This is a genomic window from Kitasatospora sp. NPDC006697 (assembly GCF_042869935.1).
Lineage (GTDB): Bacteria > Actinomycetota > Actinomycetes > Streptomycetales > Streptomycetaceae > Kitasatospora.
This window is the reverse complement of the sequence record NZ_JBIAGU010000057.1, coordinates 1-21754: the sequence shown is the minus strand read 5'-3', so window position 1 is coordinate 21754 and position 21754 is coordinate 1. Positions and strand designations below refer to the sequence as shown.

Sequence of the window (21754 nt, the reverse complement as noted above, 5' to 3'; positions counted from 1 at the left end):
CGCGGGGGCTTTGGGATTTTTATCGGGCCACCGGGGCTTTGGTTGTGCCTACGCGCGGTAAACCCCCGCCCCCCACCCCGCGCCCCCGGGGGGGGGGGGCCGCGGGGCCCCCCCCCGGGGCGGCGCCCACGGCGGCCGAGCAGGGCCGCGTCCTGCAGGGCGGTGTTCGCGCCCGAGCCCCTGGCCGGGCTCATCGCGTGGATGGCGTCGCCCAGCACGGTGACGCGGCCCGGCTCCCACGGCTCCACCGGTGCGGCCGAGCGGACCCGGAGCAGGAAGGTGTCCGGCACCTCGGCCAGCGCGACGAGTTCGCGCAGGGCCGGGTCCCAGCCACGGATCGCCCGCCGCACCACGCCGTGCAGCCCGGCCGGGTCGAGCTCGGCCAGCCGCCCGGGCGGGAGGCCGAACCGGTCCTCGGGGCCGGCCAGTGACCACATCAGGTAGTCGGGGGCGGGCGAGAGGCGCGCGAACGGTGCCAGCTCCCCTCCTCCAGCGGGGCCGGCAGCAGCCGCTGCCGCACGACGGAGTTGACGCCGTCGGCGCCCACCAGCAGGCCCGCCGTGGCCGTCCGCCCGTCGGCGAAATGCAGCCGGACGGCTCCGCCGCCGACCACCGCCACGTCGATCCCGCTCATCCTGCCGCCTCCTTCCGAGGTCGCCGGACCGTCCGGTCCCGCCTGCGGATCAGCATGCCGCGCGCCCCTGAGTCGCAGATCAACCCATGGGTGGAGATCCCCGAGAACGACCCCGATCCCGATCTCCACCCGTGGGTTGACGAACCATCAGCCCGCTCGGCATACCGTTTCCTCAGTAGTCGAACCATCGACCCCGACGGGAGACACCCATGCGTACGATCCACCGGCACCGCAGGCCCGGCGCGCTGCGTGCGGCCGCCATCGGGGCGCTCGCCCTCGGCGTGCTCCCCCCCTTCACCAGCACGCCCGCCTCCGCCGCCACGAGCACCGACACCACCACCGACACCGCCACTGACACCACTACCGCCCTCGACGGCACCTGGCAGCTGGACGGCTACGGCACCCTGCTCACCGTCCACCAGGGCGTGCTCACCTCCTACGACACCACCACCGTCAGCTGCCTCCCCGGCTACCTGACCGCCACCAGCTCCGGCCCGCCGCAGCCCGGCGGCGCCCTCCGCTTCACCAGCGGGCCGGACGGTCTGACGATCACTCCGCGCGGCCCGGCCCGCGCGGTGCTGAAAGCCGATGACGCGGCGGGCATCCAGCGCCTGATCCGCATCCCCGCCCTGCCCGCGCGCTGCCTGGCGCCGGCCGACCAGGGGCCGGTGGCCGTCTTCGACCGCTTCTGGGCCACCTTCGCGGAGAACTACCCGTTCTTCGCCGCCAAGGGAATCGACTGGCCGGCGGTGCGCGCCCGGTACCGCCCGCAGGTCACCGCCGCCACCACCGACGCCCAGCTGCAGCAGATCCTGACCGACATGATCCGCCCGCTCGACGACGCCCATACCGCCCTGGTCTTCCAGGGCAGCCCGGTCTACTTCGGCCTGCGCCCCGGCACCCGGCCGGCCACCCCCGAGCTGCGCGCGGCGGCCCAGGCGGCGGTGGCGCAGCAGCTCACCGCCCCCGAGCAGCAGTTCGCCCAGGGCAAGCTCGGCGTCGGCCGGCTCCCCGGGCGGATCGGCTACCTGCGGGTCGGCTCCTTCGACGGCTACGTCCCCGACGGCACGTACCAGCAGCAGGCCGCCGAGCTGGACCGCGCCCTGGACGTCCTGCTCGGCACCCCCGGCCACCCGCAGGAGCTGAGCGGCCTGGTGCTCGACCTCCGGCTCAACGGCGGCGGGTCCGACGAGCTGGGCCTGCGGATCGCCGCCCGCCTCACCGACCACCCCTACACCGCCTACACCAAGGTGGCCCGCGACTGCCCCGACGATCCGACCCGTTTCACCCCGCCCGACCGCATCCCCGTCCAGCCCGCCGCCGGCACCGCCCGCTTCCTCGGCCCGGTCACCGTGCTGACCAGCGGCAGCACGGTCAGCGCCGGCGAGACCTTCACCCAGGCCCTGATGGGCCGTCAGCCGGCGGTGACCCGGATCGGCGAGAACACCCAGGGCGTCTTCTCCGACGTGCTGACCCGCAAGCTCTCCGACTCCTGGATGGCCGTCCTCCCCAACGAGGAGTACCGCACCCGCACCGGCCGCACCTTCGACGGCGCCGGCATCCCCCCGGACCTGCCGCTGGCCACCCTCACCGACACCGACCTCGCCCAGCACCGCGATCCGGCCCTGCTGCTGGCCCGGCAGGTCCTGGCGGGCGGCCAGAGCCGGGGCGGCAGCCCCAACTGAGGCACCACCCGAACAGCACGGGATGCCCGCCGAGGAGACCGGCTAACCGCGCTGCTGCCACTCCTCGGCGAGCAGGCCGAGCAGCACCTCGTCCATGAACTCCCCGAGCACCCACGCCGAGCGCCGCAGCACGCCCTCGCGGGTGAAGCCGTTGCGCTCGGCGGCGGTCAGCATCGCGTGGTTGTCCACCAGCGTCTCGATCTGGATCCGGTGGAGGCCGCGGATGGTGAAGCCGTAGTGACAGAGCACCGCGACCACGTCCGTCCCGTAGCCCTTGCCGCGGGCGGACGGGCGCAGACCCAGGCCGATGTGCGCGGTGCGGTTGTGGGTGTCGATGCCCCAGAAGCTCGCGGCGCCGATGAGCGAGTTGCCCGCCAGCTCCACGATCGAGAACTGGACCAGCTCCGTCCGGCTGTCGTCGACCACCAGCCGCGGGTCCTTCGTCCCGGGTGTCAGCGGCTTCCAGGGCGAGCCCTCGGCCCGGGAGCCGTTGACCGAGTCGTTGTAGAGCTCGTCCAGAAGGATCGGAATGTCCTCGTCGTGCCGGGCCCGGAGCCCGACCTTACTACCCGTCAGCATACGAGCTTCCTACCCGAGACGATCAAGTCCCGGCAACCCGATTTGTGCCGCCCCCGGCAGGCGTCGTGCGGCGCCGGTTCGCGTGGTCCGGACCGCCCGCCGTCGACGTCGACCGGCCGGCCCGCCGACAGCCGCGCGCCACCCGAATCCGGTGGAATGCCCTGCCCGCACCGGGGGATGATCACCAGCGTGGCTGAGCACGCAGGTACGGGAACGGACAATGCCGACGCGTGGAAGGAGCGACTGGGCTGGGCGTTCGGGCTGATAGCCGACGACCCGGCGGACCGGGCCGTGGCCGCCGCCCGGCTGGCCGAAGCACGCGCGACCGTGACGGACGCGCTGAGCAGGTACAACGAGATGTGGCGGGTGACTCTCCCGCTGGGCCGCGAGGAGCAGATGCGGGAGCCCGGCCTGCTGCGGGCCCGCCGGGTCTACCTCCAGGCCCAGCGCCACTCGCTGCCCGAGGCCCTCTGGTCCCACCCCGCCCCGCGGAACCTGGGCACCTGGTCGGGCCTCCCCTACGCGCTGCTCTTCCTGGAGTGGGAGGCCCGCTTCCCCCAGGAGTGGACGACGCACGCGAAAGCGTGGGGCACCAAGCAGCGCCTGATCCGCGCCCTGGCCCAGACCAGCCCGGGGCCGGTCGTCCGGGCCAAGCTGACCGACCTGGTCGAACTGGTCGTCAGCCGCGCCTACCGCTGCAAGGACCGCGAGTACGTCCGGGTGGCCCGGGCCGTCGACGGCCCGGAGCTGCGCGCCCGGCTGGACCGCGTCGCCGAGGCCGACTCCCCCTGGGCCCGCACCCACGCGGGCTACGTCCGCTGGCTGCTGGAGCGGCCCGAGCTGCCGAACACCTCGCGCACCTGGCGCGGCTGGCTGGCCCGCGAAGGCTGACCGGCCGCCGGACCGACGGGCCTGCCGGACTGACGGCCCGACGGCCCGTCAACTCGGCAGCACCCACCCCGGCGACCAGCCGTGCGGCACCCCGCCCGGCGTCGCCGCGAGGTGGGCCCGCAGCGTGGCCAGCGCCGGGTGCGGGTTGTCGCGGTGCCAGAGCAGCGAGTGCGGGTACACGGGCACCGGGTCGGTCACCGGGATCCGGCGCAGCCCGTGCCCGGCAGGCCAGACCAGCCTGGTCCCCTCGCTCATGAAGGTGGCCAGCGCCGGGGTGTCCGCGATGGTGTCGAGCAGGGCGTCCGAGCCGAAGTTCGGGCCGGTCGCCTCGATGGTGAGGCCGAACTCGGCGACCAGGTCCTCGTAGTAGGCGGCCCACTCGCTGCCGGGCACGATCCCGGGCATCCAGATCCGGTGCCCGACCAGCTGCGCGACGGTCACCGACCGGGCGCCCGCCAGCGCGTGCCCGGGGCCGGTGAGCAGGTGCAGCGGCTCGTCCAGCACCCGGGCGGAGGCGAAGTCCTCCGGGAACGGCCGGCCGGGCGCGGCGACGGCGCGGAACGAGGCGTCCACCGTTCCGGAGCGGATGGCGGCGACGGCGGTCTCGATGTCGAGCAGCATCACCACGTCCAGCTCGATCTCCGGATGCGCCCGGTGGAACCCGCGCAGCAGTCCGGAGGCCGCCCCGCGCGAGTTGATCACGTCCACCCGCAGCGGCCGCCGCCCGGCCCGCACCGATCCGACCGCCCGGTCCGCGACCCGCAGCAGCTCGCGCGCGTGCGGCAGGAACGCCTGCCCGTCGATGGTCGGCTCGGCGCCGCGCGACGTCCGGGTGAAGAGCCGCACACCCAGCTCGCGCTCCAGCGCGGCGATCCGCTTGGAGACCGCCTGCTGGGTGATCGCCAGGTCGGTGGCGGCCTTCTGGAACTGGCCCGCCTCGGCAGCGGCGACATAGGTGCGTACGGCTTCGAGGTCCATGGCGAGCCACCCTACTGAACAACGGATGGTTGTGGCGCGAGGGCGGACCGGTTGTTTGACCAGCGGATGGCCGCTCGGGTTTGCTCTCCCGGGTCAACGCTTGTTTGTACGGGAGAGGGTCGGAGGAGCACCGTGGGCAGGAGGCGGTTGGGCCGTCGGTTCGGCTGGCTGTGGGCAGCGTACGCGGTGAGCGCGTACGGCTCGGGGCTCGGGTTCGGGGCGCTGCCGCTGCTCGCCGTGCTGGTGCTGCACGCCGGTCCGGCGCAGGTCTCGGCGCTCTCGGCGGTGGGCCCGGCGGTGGGCGCGCTGATCGCGGTGCCGCTCGCGCCGTGGGTGGAGTTCCGGCGCAAGCGGCCGGTGATGATCGGGATGGACCTGGTCCGGTTCGCCGCCGTCGGCTCGATCCCGGTCGCCTACGGGCTGGGGTGGCTCTCCTTCGCGCAGCTGCTGGTGGTCTCGGCGGTGGTCGCGGCGGCCAAGATCGCGTTCAACGCGGCGAGCGGCGCCTTCCTCAAGGGCCTGGTGCCGGCGGAGGACCTGCTGGTGGCGAACGCCCGCTTCGAGTCCACCAACTGGAGCTCGATCGCGATCGGCCCGCCGCTGGGCGGCGCGGCGATCGGCATCCTCGGCCCGGTCACCACGGTGGTGGCGGACTCGCTCAGCTACCTGCTGTCGGCGCTGGGGATCACGGCGATCGGCGGGCGGGAGGAGGCGCCGGCCGTCGGCGGCCGCCGGGATACGGCACGCAGCGGCTCGCTGCTGGACGGCTGGCGGCACATCCTGGGCGACTCCGGGCTGCGCGGGCTCTACCTCAACAACATGGCGGTGTCGGGGCTGATCATGGCCACCGAACCGGTGCTGGCCGTGCTGCTGCTCCGGCAGCTCCGCTTTCCCCCGTGGCAGTACGGGCTCGCCTTCGCCGCGCCCTGCCTGGGCGGGCTGATCGGCTCCCGGCTGGCCCGGCGGGTGCTGGCCCGCTACGGGCGGGACTGGGTGTTCCGGGTGGTCGGCACGCTGCGCGCGGTCTGGCTGATCGGGCTGGCCTTCGTCGGGCCGGGGGTGGTCGGGCTGCTGACGGTGATGGCGGTCGAGCTGGCGATCATCGTCAACATGAGCCTGTACAGCCCGGTGCTCGCCACCTACCGGCTCGAACGGACGCCGAAGCACCTGGTCGCGCGCACGCTGTCGGCCTGGTCGATCGGCTCCCAGGCCGCGATCGCCGTCTGTACGGCGCTGGGCGGGCTGCTCGCCGATGTCACCGGGCCCCGGACGACGCTGGTGGTGGCGGGGGTGCTGATCCTCGCGTCGCCGCTGCTGCTGCCGCGTGGGCGGCAGGCCGTTCCGGCAGGCGTGATGAGCTGACTGGGCGTCAGGGTCGCTTCCTCTGCGAGATGTTGATCACTTAACGATCTTGGTGTGTTATTCTGTTTATGGAAGTGAACGGGTCGCCCTAGCCGTCCAGGGCCGCGAAGGCACCGGCTTCCGCAGCACCTCACCACGGGCATCGACGCGCCGTGCGCGTCTGCCTGCCTGCAACTTTTCGCAGTGTTCCTTGACCTTTCCCGGTTCTCATCGAGTCGTCGTCCCACATGCCCGGGGCGACCGAAAGGCACCACCATGCGCAAGAGCATCGTCGCGGCTTCCACCACCATCGCCGCCGCCCTGGCCACCCTCACCCTCGCCACCGGCGCGGCGCAGGCCGCGCCCGCGCGGGTCACCACGCCGGTTCTGCTGGGCTCGCTACAGCTGGCGAAGACGGATGACACCACCGGTGTGACCACCACCGCTTCGCTGAACTGCGTGCGCGGGATCAACGTGTACGGCCAGGTGTACGTGTCGGGCAACGGCACCGTGACCAACGCGGACGCCGCCTGCCAGGAGCTGAACGCGGTCGGCGGCGACTTCACCAAGCTGGCCGTGCACCCGACCTGGATGCCGCTCGCCGGGGACGCGCCGGTCAGCGTCACGGCGACGGGGAACTGGGGCAACACTGCGGTGAACTACTCGCAGACGTTCCAGAACGCGTCGTACCTGGCGAAGACGACGGGTGACGTGTTCCAGTTCTGAGCGGAAGCGTGTCAGAGCTGGTGGAGGTCCTCGGACTTCACGCCGGCGATGAAGGCGTCGAAGCCCTCGGCCGAGAAGGTGAGGGACGGCCCCTCGGGGTCCTTGGAGTCACGAACCGGGACGACACCCGGCAGGTTGGCGGCAACCTCGATGCACTCACCACCATTGCTGCTGAAGCTGGACTTGAACCACTCGGGCTTGTTCATGCTTCGATGGTAGGACGCGGCAACGCCGGAGCCCCGCCACTTCGCGGAAGAAGTGGCGGGGCTCCGTGGTGATGGGGGCTCAGGCTTCCCCGAACACGCCACCCTTCACGCCGGCGATGAAGGCAGTGAAGCCCTCGGCCGAGAAGGTGAGGGACGGCCCCTCGGGGTCCTTGGAGTCGCGAACCGGGACAACAGTCGGCACGTTGGCGGCCACCTCGATGCACGCGCCGCCGTTATCGCTGTAGCTCGACTTGAACCAGTCGGGAGTCATGGGTGGACGTCCTTCCGCGCAGTGCGAATCAGTTCAACGGAAGGGGCCTGTGGCAGCGCCTCTACCTGGAGATGATGGTATGCGCTGAGCAGCGGGGCCACCGCGTCGGGATCACGCTCGAAGAACCCCTGTTGGGCGCTCTCCGAGTACGCGGCCACCGACCGATCCGGGAGCGCGAGCAGGTAGACCGGAAGATTGAGACTCCGAGCCTCACCGATGCAAAACGGGGCAACCTGTAGCGTCACATTCGGCCGCTGGGCGTGAGCTACGAGTTGATCGAGTTGATCTCCCCATATTGCCGCATCACCCACCGGTCGTCGGATGCAACTCTCATCCAAGATCACATAGATACGTGGCGCCGGGACCAGCTCAAAGATTCTCTGCCGCCCGAGCACCAGCGCCACGCGCTCCTCTGCCTGCGCTGGGGTGATGGCACCCCTCGCGAGTGCGGCAGCAGCCAGCGTCTCCGCGTAGGCCTGTGTCTGCAGGAGTCCCGGGATGATCCCGATCTCGAAAACCCGGATCTCGACCGCCCTGGCCTCCTGCGAGGCGTAGTCGGCGAAGCCGTGGAGCATCGCACTCGCCTGCACGTCCCAGTACAGCTCTGCGAATCGGTTGCCCGTATCGAACTTCTGATCAACTCTACGTGCAAATTGTAGAGTTGGAGATCTGCTACCAGTTTCCACCGCCGAGATCAGCGAGCCCGACCGACCCAAGCGCGTCCCGAACTCGACTTGGGTCATACCCAACTGCTCTCTATAGAGCCGCAGTTCGACCCCGAAACGGGCCCGCGGCGATGCCTCCGGGTCGAGTTCGAGCTTGTTCACAGGCCCCTCCACTTCCCTCTCTGAAGAGTTGAGCTGCAAGAGACCCTACGCCAAAGTGAGTCTCCTGAGTAGCGAAATGACTACAGAGAGGAATCACATGCCCATCCCCTCGGCTCCCCAGCACCAGCCCCGCCGTGGCGAGCTCGTCGCCGACGCCGGCAACAACAACATCCACGGCCTCTACATGGACACCCTCGACGGCGAGGCCTACCTCCGCCCCCTCCAAGGCGGCGTCGAGTGGACCACCTCCCCCGCCAACCTCCGCCCGGTCCCGCACCCCCTCCCCGCCCGCCCGGCGCAGCCCGCCGTCAGGCGCAGCAAGCCGCGCGACGCCAACTCCGTGCAGCTCGCCTCCTCCTGACCGGGTGTTCACCATGCCCACGGACGCCCGGGACCAGCACCCCTTCTTCCCCGCCACCCAGCCGCAGCGCCGAATCTCCGGGCAGCTCGTCCTCGTCCACCCGGACGGCGAGCGCGTCCTCCTCCTGGACACCTCGCCCCGGCCCCGGCTCTGGCTCCCGGGCGGCCACGCCGAACCCTGCGAGCCGCCGCACCACGCGACCCGGCGCCATGCCCGGCGCCAACTCGCCCTCGACGTCCCGCTCACCGGCGCCGACCTGGCGGTGATCGACTACACCCTCCCGAAACCCGAGCGTGCCGAGCCCGAGGGCTTCAGCTTCGTCTTCGTCCGCCAGCTCAGCCGCTCCCGGACCGCCCAACTCCGGCCGGTCGGCGAGGACGTCGCGGGGTACGAGTGGGTCTCCACCGCCGACCTCGCCCACCTCACCGCGCCGCACCACCTCTACCGCGTCCACGCGGCGCTGGCCAAGCTCACCGGAAGCTCCGCCGCCCTCACCGTCGCCGGCCTGCCCGCGACCTGACACCTCCTCACCACTCCGCGAGAGGACCCCGAATGAAGCTCACCGTCCGCCCCGCCACCACCCCCGCCGCCATCGACCTCGACGTCACCCGCGCCGCGCTCTACGCCAACGGGCGCGAGCTCCACGCCCTCGCCAACGGGCACGCCACCGTCGCCGAGCTCGACGCCAAGCTCAGCATCATGAAAGCCCTGCACCAGCAGGCCATCGCCGCTCTCCGCTCCGCTGTCCACCACCCGGCCCCCGAGGCCGGCCACCCCCCGCACCAGCCCTTCGCCGCCTGAGCCTGCTAGAATTCCCTCACACGCAAGCCTCCTCAGCCCGAAGTCACCATCCGGCCGGGGAGGCTTTTTTCATGCCTTCCTCCACTCCCCCCACCTGGCTCCTCGGCGACCTGCCCATCCACCGCATCGGCCTCGGCGCGATGCGGCTGACCGGCACCGCACCCTTCGACCACGGCCTCCCCCGCGACCGCGCGACCTCGATCGGCGTCCTCCGGCGGGCCGTTGACCTCGGCGTCGACCACATCGACACCGCCGCCTTCTACTTCTCGGCGACCCGCTCCGCCAACGAGCTGATCAACCACGCCCTCTCGCCCTACCCGGACGGCCTCGTCATCGCCACCAAGGTCGGGCCGGCCCGCGACTCCTCGGGTTCCTGGTGGTGGGCCTCCCCCGGCCAACTGCGCGGCCAGGTGGAGGAGAACCTGCGCCAACTGGGCCGCGACCACCTGGACCTGGTCAACCTCCGCATCCCGCCGAGCAACCGCACCGGCTCGATCAGCGCCCACTTCGAGGCCCTGGCCGCCCTGCGCGAGGCGGGGCTGATCCGGCACCTGGGCATCTCCAACGTCACCGCCGACCAGCTCGCCCAGGCCCTCGCCATCGCGCCCGTCGTCAGCGTCCAGAACTCCTTCGGCCTCGAAGCCCCCGCCGAGGAGCACGCCCTCCTCCGCCGCTGCGGCGACCTCGGCATCGCCTACGTCCCGTTCTCCGCCATCGCCGGCCCGGGCCGCGACTCCGGACCGACGCCCTCCGCAGGCGCTGCCGTCCGCGCCGTCGCCGCCGTCCACGGCGCCTCCGTCGCCCAAGTCCGCCTGGCCTGGACCCTCCACCAAGGCGCCCACGTCCTCGCCATCCCCGGCACCGGCGACCCGCGGCACCTCGCGGAGAACCTGGCAGCGGGCGAACTGCGGCTCTCCGCCGAAGAACTGAGGCAACTCCGCCTCTGAGGCCCCGGGACCGCTCGGGCGGCACAGGAGTCCCCCGATTACCCGACAACGGCACCGAAGGCCTCCTAGCATGGCAGCACATCGTGCCCATCGTGCCTGGAGGAAGCGTCAATGGCGGGCGAGGTCGTTCAGTTGGCGGAAGTGGCGCCGTACGTGACCGCGGCTCTGGCCGCATACGGGAACGGAGTGCTGCACCGGGCGGAGGACGCGGCGGTGGGCGCCACCGCGAACCTCGGACTGCGGATCGTGCAGCGGGTGTTCCGCCGCGGGCGGGCCTCCGAGCAGGAGGCGTTGCAGACCGCCGTGCGCGAGGCGGTGGACGAGCCCGGCGACGCCGATGCGGCCGCCGCACTCCGGCAGCAGATCAGGCGGGCCCTGCGCGAGGACGCCGAACTCGCCGCGGAACTGGCCCAGTGGCTTCGCGCCGCCGGCCCCGGCGCGATCACCGCTGCCGGGGAGCGGTCGGTCGCCACCCGGACCAACCACGGGATCATCAGCACCGGCGACGGCTTCCGGAACACGGGCGGTCCGGGGGGCCACGCGTCATGACCGCCGGAGGCTTCGACCCGGACGGATTCGGCGGCGGCACCGGGGCGTTCGGCGAACGCTCGGTGGCCACCGGCCCCAACCACGGCATCATCTCCACCGGCAACGGCTTCAACCTGTCGGTGCTGTCCGAGGCGGGCCGGGAGTCGGTGCGCACGGTGTCGGCGCCGCCGGGCCTGAGCAACCTGCCGCGCCCGGTGAGCCGGTACTTCACCGGACGCCAGGAGGCGATGCGCGATCTGGCCCGGATCCTGGAACCGGGCGGCGCCGGCGCGCGCGAGACGCGGTCGTACGTGGTGCACGGCATGGGCGGCCTGGGCAAGAGCACCATCGCCCTGCACTACGCGGCCGTCCACGCGAAGGACTACGGCCTGGTGTGGTGGGTCACCGCCGACTCCCCTGCCCTCATCGAGGCGTCGCTGGGCGAACTGGCGACACGTCTGGCGCCGACCTCCTGGGTGCAGAACGCCGGTGTGCAGGAGCGCTGCGCGTGGGCGATGACCTGGCTGCAGTGGAACCCCGGCTGGCTGCTGATCTTCGACAACGTGGACGACCCGCGCCACGTCGAGCCCTACCTGGGCGGCCTGTCCGGCGGACACCGCCTGATCACCAGCCGCCGCGCCCGCGGCTGGACGGTGGCCAGGGCGGTGGCCCTGCCCCTGCTCACCGAGCACGACGCGACCGACCTGCTCTGCGCCATCGCCCTGGACGACCGGCCTCCCACAGCGGCGGAGCGCTCGGACGCCCAAGTGCTGGCGGAGGTGCTGGGCTGCCTTCCGCTGGCCCTGGAACAGGCCGGCGCCACCATCCACGAGACCAACTCCACCTTCGCGGGATTCTTCAACGACCTCGGGCTGCTCCTGGGCGAGGCCGCCACCGGGATCGACCCCGAGCGCACCATCGCCCGGATCTGGGACATCTCCCTGGACACCGTCCTCGAACGCAGCGAACCGGCGGTCGACGTGCTGTACGCCTTGGCGTGGCTCGCTCCGGACAACTGCCCCGAGGAACTGCTCGCCCCGCTGTTCCCCACCGGGACAGCCCTGCGCGCTGCCCTGGGGGTGCTGGCGTCCTACAACCTGATCAGCACCGCACATCAGAGCGTGCGCGTGCACCGCCTGCTGCAACTGGTCCTGCGCGAGCGCTCCGCGCCGTCACTGCTCGCTGCCGGCCCCGACACCGCCCCTCGGGGCCGGCGAGAGGCCGAGGACCTGCTGTTGCGGGCGCTGTACCCGCAGGGCACGGACGCGGACCCGGCCGGGGACCCGGTGTGGCAGCTGTGCATGCCCCACGTCATCGCCCTGGCGGAAACCGCGCCGGCCGGGCTGGACACCCACGCGCTGCCGCTGTACGAGCACGCCGCCGCGATTCTGCGCGCGGTCGAACTGCTGGCCCGGGCAACGCCGTTGCACGAACGGATCGCCCGGCACCAGGAGCAGGTCCTCGGGCTGGAACACCCCGACACCTCGACCGCCCGCAACAACCTCGCGCGATCCTTCCAGGCGGCGGGGCGCACGGCCGAAGCGCTCGCCCTGCGCCAGGCGGTACTGGAGGTGCGCGCCCGGACACTTGGGCCCGAGCACCCCGACACTCTGACCACGCGCAGCGACGTGGCCGAATCGTACTGGGAGGCGGGCCGCAGAGCCGAGGCGTCGGCCCTGTTCGATGACGTGCTGACGGTGCGGAGCCGGGTACTCGGACCTGAGCACCCAGACACCTTGATCAGCCGCGACCACGTCGCCGCCTTCTTGTGGTCGGTGGGACGCGAAGCCGAAGCGACGACTCTCATGAAGGCGATCGTCGAGGCCCGGGAACGGCTCCTGGGCGTTGACCATCCCGACACCTTGACCGCCCGCCTCCACCTGGCCGCCTGCTACTGGTCGGCTGGACGGACATCCGAGGCAATCGCCCTGGACGAGGCGGTGGTCGAGGCCCGGGAACGACTCTCCGGAGCCGAGCATCCCGACACCTTGACCGCCCGCCTCCACCTGGCCGTCTACTACTGGTCGGTAGGACGGACATCCGAGGCAATCACCCTGGAGGAATCGGTCCTCGAAGCCCGAGAGCGACTCCTCGGCGTCGAGCATCCCGAGACCTTGATCGCCCGCCTCAACCTGGCCATCTCCTACCGCTCGACGGGACGCGAGGCCGACGCGACGACTCTCATCGAGGCCGTCGTCGAGGCCCAGGAACGGCTGCTCGGAGCCGAGCATCCCGACACCTTGGTCGCCCGGCTCAACCTGGCCGTCTCCTACCGCTCGGCAGGACGGACGTCCGAGGCGATCGCCCTGAACGAGGCGGTCGTCCAGGCCCAGGAACGGCTGCTCGGAACCGAGCACCCCGACACCTTGAACGCCCGCCTCCACCTGGCCACCTCCTACCAGTCGGCAGGACGGACGTCCGAGGCGATCGCCCTGAACGAGGCGGTCGTCCAGGCCCGGAAACGGCTGCTGGGCGTCGACCACCCAGACACCTTGAACGCCCAGAACAACCTGGCCGCCTACCGGCGGCCTGCGGAACGGAGATCGCTGTTCCGACGACTGTTCTGGTAGGCGGTCGGTCCGATCACAGCATGGCTGCGCCCTCGCGGAGAACCTGGCAGCTGCTCACGGCGTAGCGCGGACCGGGGCGGGGGCCGGCACGCCGGCGCGGGCCAACAGGTGCGCGTCGAGGAACCCCCGCTCCGAGGCCGGGTCGTGCAACAGCCGGGCGAAGGATGTCAGCCCGGCGTCCGCCAGCAGCCCGGCGAGGCGGTCGGCCGGCCAGCTGTAGGCGGGCGTCACCTTGTGGTCGAACCAGACCGGCTCCGGCCCGTCCGTCCCGAAGAACGACACCAGCAACAGCCCGCCGGGCGCCAGCACGCGCGCCAACTCCGCCACCACGCCCGGCAGATCGCCGGGCGGCGTGTGGATCAGCGAGTAGTGCGCCAGCACCCCGCCGAGCGCCCGTCCGCAACCGGCAGCGCCTCCATCCGCCCGACCTCGAACCGCAGCCCCGGATGGGCCCGCCGCGCGTGCTCGACCAGCCCCGGCGAGAGGTCGACCCCGAAGGCGTCCAGCCCCAACTCGTCCAGCATCGCCGTCAGATGCCCCGGCCCGCACCCGACGTCCGCCACCTGCCGCCGACCGGAGGCCCGCACCAGCTCGGCGAACGTCCCGATCATCGCCCGCCCGAACGGCTGCTCCTCCAGCCGGTTCGCGAACAGCGAGGCGTAGAGCTCGACGACCCCGTCGTAGGCGGCCCTGGTCTCCTCCTGATTCCCCGTCACCTGGCGCCCGCTACCCGCGCGTCGGGTTGAAGAGCTTCCACTGCTGCCCCTCCGACACGACCTCCACCGCGCCGTCGACCACCTTGATCGCACTGTGCTCGTCGAGCGCATAGGTGGGCACGGGGATGTGGGAGGCCCACTTCTCCGCGTTCGGGAGCGAGGCGTCGGGGTGGTTCGGGTTCTCGAGGTGCGGAATGACCGCGAAGTCGACCAGGCCGACTCCCTGCCCGGTCACCAGGAGGCGCTCCACGTCGCCATCGGGCGTGGTGAAGGTGACCGGCTCCGACTTCAGGGGTTCGGTCTGGCCGAGGGGCGGCTCGGTGTAGGTCTCCACGAAGGTGCCGGCGGTGGCGATGCTCCCCGCGCTCACCCCGACGTACACCGCCTCGGCCCGCAGGCTCGGGAACAGCGCGGCCAGGCCGGAGCGGCGCAGCCAGGTGGCCAGGAAGAGCGGGTCGCCGCCCCAGACCAGAAGGGCGTCCGCCTCCCGCACGGTCGGCACCCAGGCGGACTCCTCGATGTGCGGCAGCGCCGTGAGCTCCAGGAGTCCGAGGTTCTTCCACCCCAGATCGGCCAGCGGGGACGCGCCCTTGCCGGTGACCGCCTTCCAGGCCATGTACGGGCCGCCGGGGAAGGGGTGGATCGCGGCGGGGATGATCAGGGCGTTGGCCTCGGCGATCGGCTTGCCCAGCAGGTCCACCAGGGCGGACTCGATGGTGGGGTTCTTGATACCGGAGGAGGTGAGAAGGGCTTTCACGGGACGGTGCCTTCCTGGTTTTCCTGGACTGTTCCTGGGACGGAAGCTCAAGGCACGGCCCACCGGCCGACCTCGGCGCCATCCTGCCCCATGCCACGGACAGCCGAGGCCCGCTACGGCCACGGAACGGTCAGCGGCTTCCGCCCAGGGGCTCACGGCCCGATCGTGCGGGCGATCGTGGCCCGCCCGATCACCCCTTCGCGCTGATCAGCGCGGCGATGATGGCGCCCGTGGCAGTGATCGTGGCAGCGATGATCACGGCGCGAGCGCTGACTCGAGCGGGGTGGTCCGCGTCGCCGTCCCACGCTCGCGATCGGCCCTCGCCTCGCCCTCGCGCACTCTGCCGCGCTCGCGACTCGGAATCGTCGAATTTGGCGCCAGTCACGCTGTCCCCCAGGATCTCGACCCTCAACTCCCCCCCAGCATGAAGCGTCTTCAGTCTCTTGTCTCTGGGTCGACGAAACGAACCGCATCGCCCGAGGTCGTGGCGCGGATCGGCGTCCCCGGCCACCTATGGAACCGCCGGCCCACGAGGCGGGATCGGTGAGCGAGGGTCAGCTCACATCAGCGCGCCGAGAACAGCTCCCCCAAGTGCCGCTCCAGGATCCCCACCGCCTCCTCCCCGCTCCGCTGCCCGCCCAGCACGCTCGACCCCAGCCCGTTGACCATCGCCAGCAACCCGGCGGCCGCCGTCTGCGCATCGCGCTCCGCCGCGACCTCCCCCGCCTCCTGGGCCGCGCGGATCTGCTTCGCGAGGAAGCCCTCCAGCAGCGCCGGCTGCGCCGCGCCGTGCTTCTCCAGGGTGTCGGGGTCGCTCAGCACCAGCGCGTAGTAGGCGGCGTAGGTCCTGGTGATCCGGCGGCTCTCCGGGTCGGTGGGCAGGATGCACGACAGCACGGCCGTCACGGTGCCGCGCGGGGTGGGCGGGGAGCCCGCGGCGGTGATCCAGCGTTCCATCCGGGCCTGCAACTGGGCGCCGAGCCGGGCCAGCGCGTCCAGCAGCAGGCCCTGCTTGGTCTCGAAGTAGTACTGCACCAGGCGCAGCGAGACGCCGGCCTCCGCGGCGACCGCGCGCATGCTCGCCGACTGGAGTCCCTGGGTGTCGGCGATGCGCAGCAGCGCCTCGGCGATCTGGCGCCGGCGTTCCTCGTGATCGACCTGCACGCGCTCGACCTCCCTCTCGTGGTACACCCGTATCATGCCGTGGTACACATGTATCATGCGAATCAGCCAGTTCAAGAACGCCCGCGCCGAGGACCGGTTCCGAGCCGCCTACGAGCGCGCGCTCGCGGAGCTGTGGCCGACGGAGCGCATCGCGCTCGACCTCCCGACCGCCTTCGGCACCACGCGCGTCTACCGGGCCGGGCCGCCCGGCGGCGAGCCGATCGTGCTGCTGCCCGGCTCCGGCGGGAACGCATTGATGTGGCACCGGTACATCGAGGCGCTGACCCGCCACCGCCCGGTCTACGCCGTCGACACCGTCGGCGAGCCCGGCGCCAGCGTGCAGACCGCCCCGATCGCGGACGGCCGGGACGGCGCCGCCTGGCTGGACGAACTCCTCGCCGCGCTGGAGCTGCCGGCCGCGCACCTGGTCGGCTGCTCGTACGGCGGCTGGCTGGCCTTCAGCCACCACCTGCACCACCCCGGACGGGCGGCCTCTCTCACCCTGGTGGACCCGGCCGGCCTCGCCGACTACGGCCTGCGGTTCTACGCCTGGCTGATCGCCGGCGGTCTCGCCTCGGCCGCGCCGCGCCCGCTGCGGCCGGGGCTGGCGCGCCTGGTCGGCAACAGCGCGATCCTGGAGAGCGAGCTGATGCGCCTGATGCGCGCCTCGGTCGGCTTCCGCCGCGCGCTGCCGGCGCCGCCGGTCTTCTCCGACGAGGAGCTGCGCCGCCTGACCGTCCCCGCGCTCTTCCTGCTCGGCGGGCGCAGCGCCATGCACGACTCGCGCGAGGTCGCCGCCCGCCTCGCCGCGCTCGTGCCCTCGGCCCGGGTGGAGATCGTGCCCGACGCCGGCCACGCACTGCCGACCGACCAGCCGGCCCTGGTGGCGGACCGCATCCTCCACGGCCACCCATCGGCAAACCGATTGACCGACCGTCCTCCAAGGTGATCGGCTCACCCCATGGACACCCGCGCGCCCGACGAACCCCTTCCCCGTGAGGCGGTCGTCCTCCTGGAAGCCCTGCTCCGGGAGGACACCCCCGCCTTCCGGGCCCTGCGCGCGCAGATCCCGCACCTGCGCGTCACCGGGCGCTGCGGGTGCCCCTGCCCGAGCATCGACGTCGCCGTCCCCGACCCGGACGCCGTCCCGCCCGCGCCCGCCGGCACCGCCACGCCCGCCGCCGAGGCCACCGTGCTCGACGCCGCCGGTGAGCCGATCGGCGGCGCCATGGTCTTCGTCTCCGGCGGGTACCTCTCCCTGCTGGAGATCTACTTCTGGTCGGACGAGCCGATCACCACCTTCCCCTCGCCCGACCGGCTCCAGTGGTGAGCGGCACGGCGCCACCTAGGACGACTGCTCAGCGCGGCTCGCCGAACCAGTGCCGCAGCGCCGCCGCCGGGTCGCCGTTCTCGGCGGCGCCGTCCGCGCCCTTGGCGTCGCCCGCCCAGCAGACGTAGCCGTCCGGGCGGACCAGCATCGGCTCACCCTGACCCTCCTGTCCCAGGAGTCCCGCCCGTCCCACCCGGTCCACCCGGTCCGCCCAGGGAGCGGCGACCTCGGCGAACGCATCCTCCGGGTCCACCAGCACGCCGCGCCCGGAGCGCAGCAGTTCGTGCAGCCGCGAGGGGCCGAGCGGCAGGTCGGGCGCGGGCAGGCCGACCAGCGGGTGGGCCTCGGCGCCCGGGACCGGGTAGCGCAGCGCCATGCCGGACATCAGGTCGGCCAACTGCGCCTGCACGGCGGGGATCCGGGTCAGCTCCCGGAAGATGTCCCGGGTCGCCAGCACCTCCGGATCGCGCGTCCCGGACCAGTCCATCAGCAGGCTCTGCGCCCGGACGTTGCGCAGCACGGCGGCCCCGGCCGGGTGCCGTTCCGCGTGGTAGCTGTCGAGCAGCTGCGGCTGCGCCCAGCCGTGCACGGCGGCGGCGAGCTTCCAGCCGAGGTTGAGCGCGTCCTGCATGCCGGTGTTCATGCCCTGGGCGCCGAGCGGGAGATGGACGTGCGCGGCGTCGCCCGCCAGGAACACCCGCCCGTGCCGGTACTGCGCGACCTGCCGGGAGGCGTTGGTGATCCGGCGGGCGTAGCGCAGCTCCAGCAGTTCCAGCCGGGTGCCGAAGACCGTGTCCAGCCCCTCGCGGATCTCGGCCTCGCCGACCGGGGTCTCGCGCGGCAGTGAGCGGCCCGGTCCGCCGAGCACCAGCCGGCGCAGCGGCCGGCCCTGCGCGTCCGTCCCGATCGGGAAGAGCGCCGCCCAGTGCCCGTCCTCCTTCCAGGTGTGCGAGGTGGCCGGCTCCTCGCCGCCGAGTCGCACATCGGCCGCGACGATCGTCAACCTTCCTGGCTCGCCAGGGAATTCAGCCTTCAGAAGCGAGCGCACGGTGCTGTGAGCGCCGTCGGCGGCGACCAGGTGGCGGGAGCGGAGGGCGCTGCCGTCCGCAAACATGGCCGTCACGCCCTCGCCGTCCTGGTCGAGCCCGATCAGTTCCCGGCCGCGCCGGACCCGGACCCCGTAGGCGGTCTCCAGGTGCCGCTCGAAGAACTCCTCGATCACCACCTGCGGCACCGACCGCCACGACAGCCGGCGCCGCTCGGCCTGCGACGGGAGCGGGATGCCGGCGAAGTGGCCGACGGCGGAGGGGTGTTCGCCGGTGGCCAGCAGCGGCTCCAGCAAGCCGCGCTGGTCCAGCGCCTCCAGGGTGCGGGCCTGCACGCCGCCCGCCTTGGACAGTTCGCCGCGCTCCGTGAGCCGGTCGGCCAGCACGGTCGAAACCCCGGCCAGCAGCAGTTCGTTGGCCAGCGTCATGCCGGTCGGTCCGGCGCCGACGATGAGGACGTCGGTGGTGTCCATGGGTTTCTCCTCGGGTTGCTCGCTCTGTCGATCGCGACGCCACCCACGCTCCGCCCACCGGCCTCCCCGAGCCATCGACAGTCCCGATTGCGTCGGAATCCGACACCTCCTACCCTCGGGCCAGTGGAATCCGACTCCCGCTACGACGACCTGGACCGCCGGCTCGTGCACGCCCTGCAGCTCGACGGGCGGGCGCCGTTCAGCACCATCGCCGAGGTGCTGGGCGTCTCGGACCGCACCGTCGCCCGCCGCTACGCCCGGCTGCGGTCGGCCGGGGCGGTGCGCGTGGTGGGCGGCGTGGACCCGACCGTGCTCGGCGCCGTCCTCTGGATGGTCCGGGTGCGCTGCACGCCCGCCGCCTCGCTGCCGGTCGCCGAGGCGCTGGCCCGGCGGCCCGACACCTCCTGGGTGAGCCTCAGTTCCGGCGGCACCGAGATCACCTGCGTGGTCCGCACCGAGAGCGCGGCGGACAGCGAGGCCCTGCTGCTCACCACCCTCCCCCGCACCCCGCGCGTGGAGCGCGTGACCGCGCACTCCGTGCTGCACGCCTTCTACGGCGGGCCGGACAGCCTGATCGGCAAACTCGGTGCCCTGGACCGGGAGTCCGTGGAACGCCTGCGCCCGCCCCGGCCGCCGGCCGTCACCACCACGGCCCGGCTCGACGACGGCGACCGCCGGCTCCTCGCCCTGCTGGCCGCCGACGGGCGGGCCGGCTTCGAGGAGTTGGCGTCCGCGACGGGCTGGTCCCCGACCACGGTCCGGCGCCGGATGGCCGAACTGCGCGAGCAGGGCGTGCTCTACCTCGAACTCGACGTCGACTGGCGGATGTTCGGCCTCACCGCCCGCACCCTGCTCTGGCTCTCCGTCGCGCCCGCCCACCTCACGCAGGCCGGGCACGCCCTGGCCGCGCACCCGGAGATCGCCTTCGCGGCCGCCACCACGGGCACCACCAACCTCTATGCCAGCGTGGTCTGTTCGGACCAGCGGGCGCTCTACCGCTACCTGACCACCCGGGTCGCCGCCCTGCCCGCCATCACCCACATCGAGACGGCGCCGGTGATCCGCACCGTCAAGCAGGCGGCGAACCGGCTGTGACCAGCGCCTCCGCCAGGAACCGCAGAATCTCCGCCTGCGCGGCCACGGCCTGCGGCTCCACACCGGGCAGGGTGAGGAAGGCGTGCTTCGCGCCCGGGTACTCGGAGAGCCGCACCGGCGTGCCCGCCGCCCTCAACTCCTCGGCGTAGCGGCGTCCGTGGTCGGCGACCGCGTCCTGCGTGGGCACCACGAGCAGCGCCGGAGCCAGCCCGCCCAGCTCCTCCGCGTACAGCGGCGACAGCGCCCGGGCATCGCCGCCCGCCGGCACCGCGTGGCGCTGGATGAACCGCAGCACGGGCAGGACAGGGCTCGGGCTGTGGCCGAACTCCACGACTGACGGATAGTCGGCCATTGTCTCCGTCACGTCGACCACGGGGTTGACCAGGACCTGCGCCCTCAACTCCAGTCCGGCGGAGCGCGCCCGCAGCGCCGTCAGGGCGGTGATCAGCCCACCGAAGCTCTCGCCGAAGACGGCGATCCGCGCCGGGTCGACGCCCCACCGCTCGGCATGCCGCACCAGGTGCTCGAGCACCTCCCAGCCGTCGTCGGCGGCGTGCCGGATCAGGTCGGCGGGGGCGAGCAGGCGGTGCTCGACCGAGACGACGACCGCCGGCAGCCGGGCGGCGAGATGGCTGCTGGTCCAGTCGCACTGGGTGGCGGTGCCGACGAAGGCGCCGCCGTGCACGTGGACCACCAGCGGCAGCGCCGCCGCGCCCGGCTCGGCGAGCGCCGGCCGGTAGACCCGGACCGGGACCTCACGGTCCGGCAGGGCGATCGCCTGCCACTCGATCAGGGCCCCCGGGTCCGGCTCGCCGAGCACCGCCCGCGCCGCCGCGGACGCCCGGAAGCGGTTCTCCGCCTCGCGGTAGACGAGCAGTTCCTCGGTGGTGACCGTCTCCAGGTCCGGCTCCGGCGGGCGTGCCGCCGTGCTGAGCTCGCTCATGTTCCGTGCTCCCCCTCCCGGCCTGTCGCCGGGTGTCATCGCGCTCGGACAGTGCCTTGCACCCCATTATGCGCGCACCGCGTGCAACAGCAAGTGCATGAGCTAGGCTGAACCCGAAAGGCAGCTGGGAGGAGCAAGATGACTGGCCGTAGGCGATGGTCGACCGACGAGATCCTGGAGGCGGCCGCAACCCTGCTGCGCACGGGCGACGCCGAGTCCTTCAGCGTGCGCAAGCTCGCCACGGCGCTGGGGACCGACTCCTCCAGCCTCTACCGGCACTTCCGCAACAAGACCGAGCTCCTGCGCGCGGTCGCCGACCGGGTCCTGCTCGCCACCATGACCGGCCACCACCCCACCGGCGACTGGCGGCACCGCATCACCGCCCTGGCCCTGCACCTACGCGAGGCCTTCGGCGAGCAGCCCCAACTCGCCGCGATCTGGGGCCGCTACGGCTCCGGCGGCGCCGGCTCCCGCCTGGCCATGGAGGAAATGCTCCAGGCCCTGCGCGCCTCCGGCCTCCCCGACCAGGAGATCCCGGTCCACTACCACCGCCTGGTGATCCTGCTCGTCGCCCTGATCACCTCCGAGGCCGGCCTGAGCAGCATCACCCCCGCGGAGTTCACCCAGGGCACCGAACAGTTCCGCGTCGCCGTCCTCGGCGCCGACCCGGCCCACTTCCCGGCCCTGTCCCACTTCGCCCGCGAGATCCGCCCGATGGGCGCGGACCGCGAGGCCGCCTTCGCGGACATCCTCACGGCCCACCTCAACGACCTCGCGGCGCGGATTCCCGGCTAGTGCCGCATCAGGCAACGTTCGCCCTGCTGATGACCTCGCGTAGGCGCTGATCAGCGGCGTGCTTGTTCCGCCAGATGATGTAGCGGCGGA

The 21754-nt window shown here is 72.5% G+C and carries 25 protein-coding genes and 2 pseudogenes; 14 read left to right on the top strand and 13 right to left on the bottom strand.

What is annotated here, in order from left to right; all coding sequences use genetic code 11:
• Window positions 1-437 (bottom strand): FAD-dependent oxidoreductase (locus ACFYNO_RS40615; protein ID WP_388023668.1); only part of this gene is annotated, 437 nt, incomplete at its 3' end.
• Window positions 437-634, bottom strand: a complete 198-nt coding sequence (locus ACFYNO_RS40610; protein WP_388023665.1) for a hypothetical protein — start codon at window positions 632-634, stop codon at window positions 437-439. The genes ACFYNO_RS40615 and ACFYNO_RS40610, both read right to left, overlap by 1 nt.
• Before the next feature lie 209 nt (window positions 635-843).
• On the opposite strand from ACFYNO_RS40610, the gene ACFYNO_RS40605 reads away from it, so the two are divergent.
• Window positions 844-2319, top strand: coding sequence for a S41 family peptidase (locus ACFYNO_RS40605; RefSeq protein ID WP_388023663.1), 1476 nt, complete (start codon window positions 844-846; stop codon window positions 2317-2319).
• 42 nt (window positions 2320-2361) lie between these two features.
• Here the strand turns inward: ACFYNO_RS40605 and ACFYNO_RS40600 are convergent, their stop codons facing one another.
• Entirely contained in the window at window positions 2362-2898 is a 537-nt protein-coding gene (locus tag ACFYNO_RS40600; RefSeq protein WP_388023660.1) for a GNAT family N-acetyltransferase, read from the bottom strand.
• A gap of 189 nt (window positions 2899-3087) precedes the next feature.
• On the opposite strand from ACFYNO_RS40600, the gene ACFYNO_RS40595 reads away from it, so the two are divergent.
• The gene (locus ACFYNO_RS40595) at window positions 3088-3789 is read left to right on the top strand and encodes a hypothetical protein (RefSeq protein WP_388023657.1); all 702 of its coding nucleotides are present in this window, start codon (window positions 3088-3090) and stop codon (window positions 3787-3789) included.
• A 48-nt stretch (window positions 3790-3837) separates the two neighbouring features.
• Here ACFYNO_RS40595 and ACFYNO_RS40590 read toward each other — a convergent pair whose 3' ends face one another.
• The gene (locus tag ACFYNO_RS40590) at window positions 3838-4767 is read right to left on the bottom strand and encodes a LysR family transcriptional regulator (protein WP_388023654.1); all 930 of its coding nucleotides are present in this window, start codon (window positions 4765-4767) and stop codon (window positions 3838-3840) included.
• A 147-nt stretch (window positions 4768-4914) separates the two neighbouring features.
• Here ACFYNO_RS40590 and ACFYNO_RS40585 point away from each other — a divergent pair, with 147 nt between their 5' ends.
• Both ACFYNO_RS40585 and ACFYNO_RS40580 read left to right on the top strand, forming a co-directional pair.
• Window positions 4915-6129: an MFS transporter gene (locus ACFYNO_RS40585; RefSeq protein WP_388023652.1), complete on the top strand. Its 1215-nt coding sequence runs from the start codon at window positions 4915-4917 to the stop codon at window positions 6127-6129.
• A gap of 255 nt (window positions 6130-6384) precedes the next feature.
• Entirely contained in the window at window positions 6385-6834 is a 450-nt protein-coding gene (locus ACFYNO_RS40580) for an SSI family serine proteinase inhibitor (protein WP_388023649.1), read from the top strand.
• 11 nt (window positions 6835-6845) lie between these two features.
• Here ACFYNO_RS40580 and ACFYNO_RS40575 read toward each other — a convergent pair whose 3' ends face one another.
• The 3 genes from ACFYNO_RS40575 to ACFYNO_RS40565 form a co-directional block, all read right to left on the bottom strand.
• The gene (locus ACFYNO_RS40575; protein ID WP_388023647.1) at window positions 6846-7040 is read right to left on the bottom strand and encodes a DUF397 domain-containing protein; all 195 of its coding nucleotides are present in this window, start codon (window positions 7038-7040) and stop codon (window positions 6846-6848) included.
• Window positions 7041-7119: 79 nt separating this feature from the next.
• Window positions 7120-7311 (bottom strand): DUF397 domain-containing protein, encoded by a 192-nt coding sequence (locus tag ACFYNO_RS40570; RefSeq protein ID WP_388023644.1) that lies wholly within the window; start codon window positions 7309-7311, stop codon window positions 7120-7122.
• A complete protein-coding gene (locus ACFYNO_RS40565) occupies window positions 7308-8138 on the bottom strand; it encodes a Scr1 family TA system antitoxin-like transcriptional regulator (protein WP_388023641.1) in 831 nt (276 codons plus the stop codon). Before ACFYNO_RS40565 ends, ACFYNO_RS40570 begins: the two co-directional genes overlap by 4 nt.
• A 97-nt stretch (window positions 8139-8235) precedes the next feature.
• On the opposite strand from ACFYNO_RS40565, the gene ACFYNO_RS40560 reads away from it, so the two are divergent.
• The 6 genes from ACFYNO_RS40560 (at window position 8236) to ACFYNO_RS40535 (ending at window position 13345) form a co-directional block, all read left to right on the top strand.
• The gene (locus ACFYNO_RS40560) at window positions 8236-8499 is read left to right on the top strand and encodes a hypothetical protein (RefSeq protein WP_388023638.1); all 264 of its coding nucleotides are present in this window, start codon (window positions 8236-8238) and stop codon (window positions 8497-8499) included.
• A gap of 13 nt (window positions 8500-8512) precedes the next feature.
• Window positions 8513-9019 carry an NUDIX domain-containing protein gene (locus tag ACFYNO_RS40555; protein WP_388023635.1) on the top strand — a complete coding sequence of 169 codons (507 nt, stop codon included), beginning with the start codon at window positions 8513-8515 and terminating at the stop codon, window positions 9017-9019.
• 32 nt (window positions 9020-9051) lie between these two features.
• Complete coding sequence (locus tag ACFYNO_RS40550) at window positions 9052-9300, top strand: hypothetical protein (RefSeq protein WP_388023632.1); 249 nt, start codon at window positions 9052-9054, stop codon at window positions 9298-9300.
• A 71-nt stretch (window positions 9301-9371) separates the two neighbouring features.
• Entirely contained in the window at window positions 9372-10247 is an 876-nt protein-coding gene (locus ACFYNO_RS40545; RefSeq protein ID WP_388023629.1) for an aldo/keto reductase, read from the top strand.
• 111 nt (window positions 10248-10358) lie between these two features.
• The gene (locus tag ACFYNO_RS40540; protein ID WP_388023626.1) at window positions 10359-10796 is read left to right on the top strand and encodes a hypothetical protein; all 438 of its coding nucleotides are present in this window, start codon (window positions 10359-10361) and stop codon (window positions 10794-10796) included.
• Window positions 10793-13345 carry a tetratricopeptide repeat protein gene (locus ACFYNO_RS40535; protein WP_388023625.1) on the top strand — a complete coding sequence of 851 codons (2553 nt, stop codon included), beginning with the start codon at window positions 10793-10795 and terminating at the stop codon, window positions 13343-13345. Before ACFYNO_RS40540 ends, ACFYNO_RS40535 begins: the two co-directional genes overlap by 4 nt.
• A gap of 54 nt (window positions 13346-13399) precedes the next feature.
• On the opposite strand, the pseudogene ACFYNO_RS40530 reads toward ACFYNO_RS40535, so the two are convergent.
• The 3 genes and pseudogenes from ACFYNO_RS40530 to ACFYNO_RS40520 form a co-directional block, all read right to left on the bottom strand.
• Window positions 13400-14061, bottom strand: a pseudogene (locus ACFYNO_RS40530) (class I SAM-dependent methyltransferase).
• Between the two features lie 10 nt (window positions 14062-14071).
• Window positions 14072-14818, bottom strand: a complete 747-nt coding sequence (locus tag ACFYNO_RS40525; RefSeq protein ID WP_388023623.1) for a Type 1 glutamine amidotransferase-like domain-containing protein — start codon at window positions 14816-14818, stop codon at window positions 14072-14074.
• Between the two features lie 564 nt (window positions 14819-15382).
• Entirely contained in the window at window positions 15383-15982 is a 600-nt protein-coding gene (locus ACFYNO_RS40520; RefSeq protein WP_388023622.1) for a TetR/AcrR family transcriptional regulator, read from the bottom strand.
• A 55-nt stretch (window positions 15983-16037) separates the two neighbouring features.
• On the opposite strand from ACFYNO_RS40520, the gene ACFYNO_RS40515 reads away from it, so the two are divergent.
• Entirely contained in the window at window positions 16038-16931 is an 894-nt protein-coding gene (locus ACFYNO_RS40515; protein WP_388023619.1) for an alpha/beta fold hydrolase, read from the top strand.
• Window positions 16932-16943: 12 nt separating this feature from the next.
• Window positions 16944-17312 carry a hypothetical protein gene (locus ACFYNO_RS40510; RefSeq protein WP_388023616.1) on the top strand — a complete coding sequence of 123 codons (369 nt, stop codon included), beginning with the start codon at window positions 16944-16946 and terminating at the stop codon, window positions 17310-17312.
• A gap of 28 nt (window positions 17313-17340) precedes the next feature.
• Here ACFYNO_RS40510 and ACFYNO_RS40505 read toward each other — a convergent pair whose 3' ends face one another.
• Window positions 17341-18831, bottom strand: coding sequence for an FAD-dependent monooxygenase (locus ACFYNO_RS40505; protein WP_388023614.1), 1491 nt, complete (start codon window positions 18829-18831; stop codon window positions 17341-17343).
• A 123-nt stretch (window positions 18832-18954) separates the two neighbouring features.
• Between ACFYNO_RS40505 and ACFYNO_RS40500 the strand changes: the two genes are divergently transcribed.
• Window positions 18955-19926, top strand: coding sequence for an Lrp/AsnC family transcriptional regulator (locus ACFYNO_RS40500; RefSeq protein WP_388023610.1), 972 nt, complete (start codon window positions 18955-18957; stop codon window positions 19924-19926).
• Here the strand turns inward: ACFYNO_RS40500 and ACFYNO_RS40495 are convergent.
• Window positions 19901-20869, bottom strand: a complete 969-nt coding sequence (locus tag ACFYNO_RS40495) for an alpha/beta hydrolase (RefSeq protein ID WP_388023607.1) — start codon at window positions 20867-20869, stop codon at window positions 19901-19903. The two genes, ACFYNO_RS40500 and ACFYNO_RS40495, sit on opposite strands and share 26 nt — an antisense overlap.
• Before the next feature lie 138 nt (window positions 20870-21007).
• Between ACFYNO_RS40495 and ACFYNO_RS40490 the strand changes: the two genes are divergently transcribed.
• The gene (locus ACFYNO_RS40490; RefSeq protein ID WP_388023604.1) at window positions 21008-21664 is read left to right on the top strand and encodes a TetR/AcrR family transcriptional regulator; all 657 of its coding nucleotides are present in this window, start codon (window positions 21008-21010) and stop codon (window positions 21662-21664) included.
• Between the two features lie 7 nt (window positions 21665-21671).
• Here ACFYNO_RS40490 and ACFYNO_RS40485 read toward each other — a convergent pair.
• Window positions 21672-21754, bottom strand: a pseudogene (locus ACFYNO_RS40485) (transposase); the annotation flags it as partial.

Coding starts and splice junctions, on each gene's coding strand:
- ACFYNO_RS40560 (WP_388023638.1), top strand. CDS start 8,236: ATGCCCATCCCCTCGGCTCCCCAGCACCAGCCCCGCCGTGGCGAGCTC.
- ACFYNO_RS40515 (WP_388023619.1), top strand. CDS start 16,038: ATGCGAATCAGCCAGTTCAAGAACGCCCGCGCCGAGGACCGGTTCCGA.
- ACFYNO_RS40535 (WP_388023625.1), top strand. CDS start 10,793: ATGACCGCCGGAGGCTTCGACCCGGACGGATTCGGCGGCGGCACCGGG.
- ACFYNO_RS40545 (WP_388023629.1), top strand. CDS start 9,372: ATGCCTTCCTCCACTCCCCCCACCTGGCTCCTCGGCGACCTGCCCATC.
- ACFYNO_RS40575 (WP_388023647.1), bottom strand. CDS start 7,040: ATGAACAAGCCCGAGTGGTTCAAGTCCAGCTTCAGCAGCAATGGTGGT.
- ACFYNO_RS40505 (WP_388023614.1), bottom strand. CDS start 18,831: ATGGACACCACCGACGTCCTCATCGTCGGCGCCGGACCGACCGGCATG.
- ACFYNO_RS40555 (WP_388023635.1), top strand. CDS start 8,513: ATGCCCACGGACGCCCGGGACCAGCACCCCTTCTTCCCCGCCACCCAG.
- ACFYNO_RS40490 (WP_388023604.1), top strand. CDS start 21,008: ATGACTGGCCGTAGGCGATGGTCGACCGACGAGATCCTGGAGGCGGCC.
- ACFYNO_RS40605 (WP_388023663.1), top strand. CDS start 844: ATGCGTACGATCCACCGGCACCGCAGGCCCGGCGCGCTGCGTGCGGCC.
- ACFYNO_RS40495 (WP_388023607.1), bottom strand. CDS start 20,869: ATGAGCGAGCTCAGCACGGCGGCACGCCCGCCGGAGCCGGACCTGGAG.
- ACFYNO_RS40590 (WP_388023654.1), bottom strand. CDS start 4,767: ATGGACCTCGAAGCCGTACGCACCTATGTCGCCGCTGCCGAGGCGGGC.
- ACFYNO_RS40540 (WP_388023626.1), top strand. CDS start 10,359: ATGGCGGGCGAGGTCGTTCAGTTGGCGGAAGTGGCGCCGTACGTGACC.
- ACFYNO_RS40580 (WP_388023649.1), top strand. CDS start 6,385: ATGCGCAAGAGCATCGTCGCGGCTTCCACCACCATCGCCGCCGCCCTG.
- ACFYNO_RS40510 (WP_388023616.1), top strand. CDS start 16,944: ATGGACACCCGCGCGCCCGACGAACCCCTTCCCCGTGAGGCGGTCGTC.
- ACFYNO_RS40570 (WP_388023644.1), bottom strand. CDS start 7,311: ATGACTCCCGACTGGTTCAAGTCGAGCTACAGCGATAACGGCGGCGCG.
- ACFYNO_RS40610 (WP_388023665.1), bottom strand. CDS start 634: ATGAGCGGGATCGACGTGGCGGTGGTCGGCGGCGGAGCCGTCCGGCTG.
- ACFYNO_RS40600 (WP_388023660.1), bottom strand. CDS start 2,898: ATGCTGACGGGTAGTAAGGTCGGGCTCCGGGCCCGGCACGACGAGGAC.
- ACFYNO_RS40550 (WP_388023632.1), top strand. CDS start 9,052: ATGAAGCTCACCGTCCGCCCCGCCACCACCCCCGCCGCCATCGACCTC.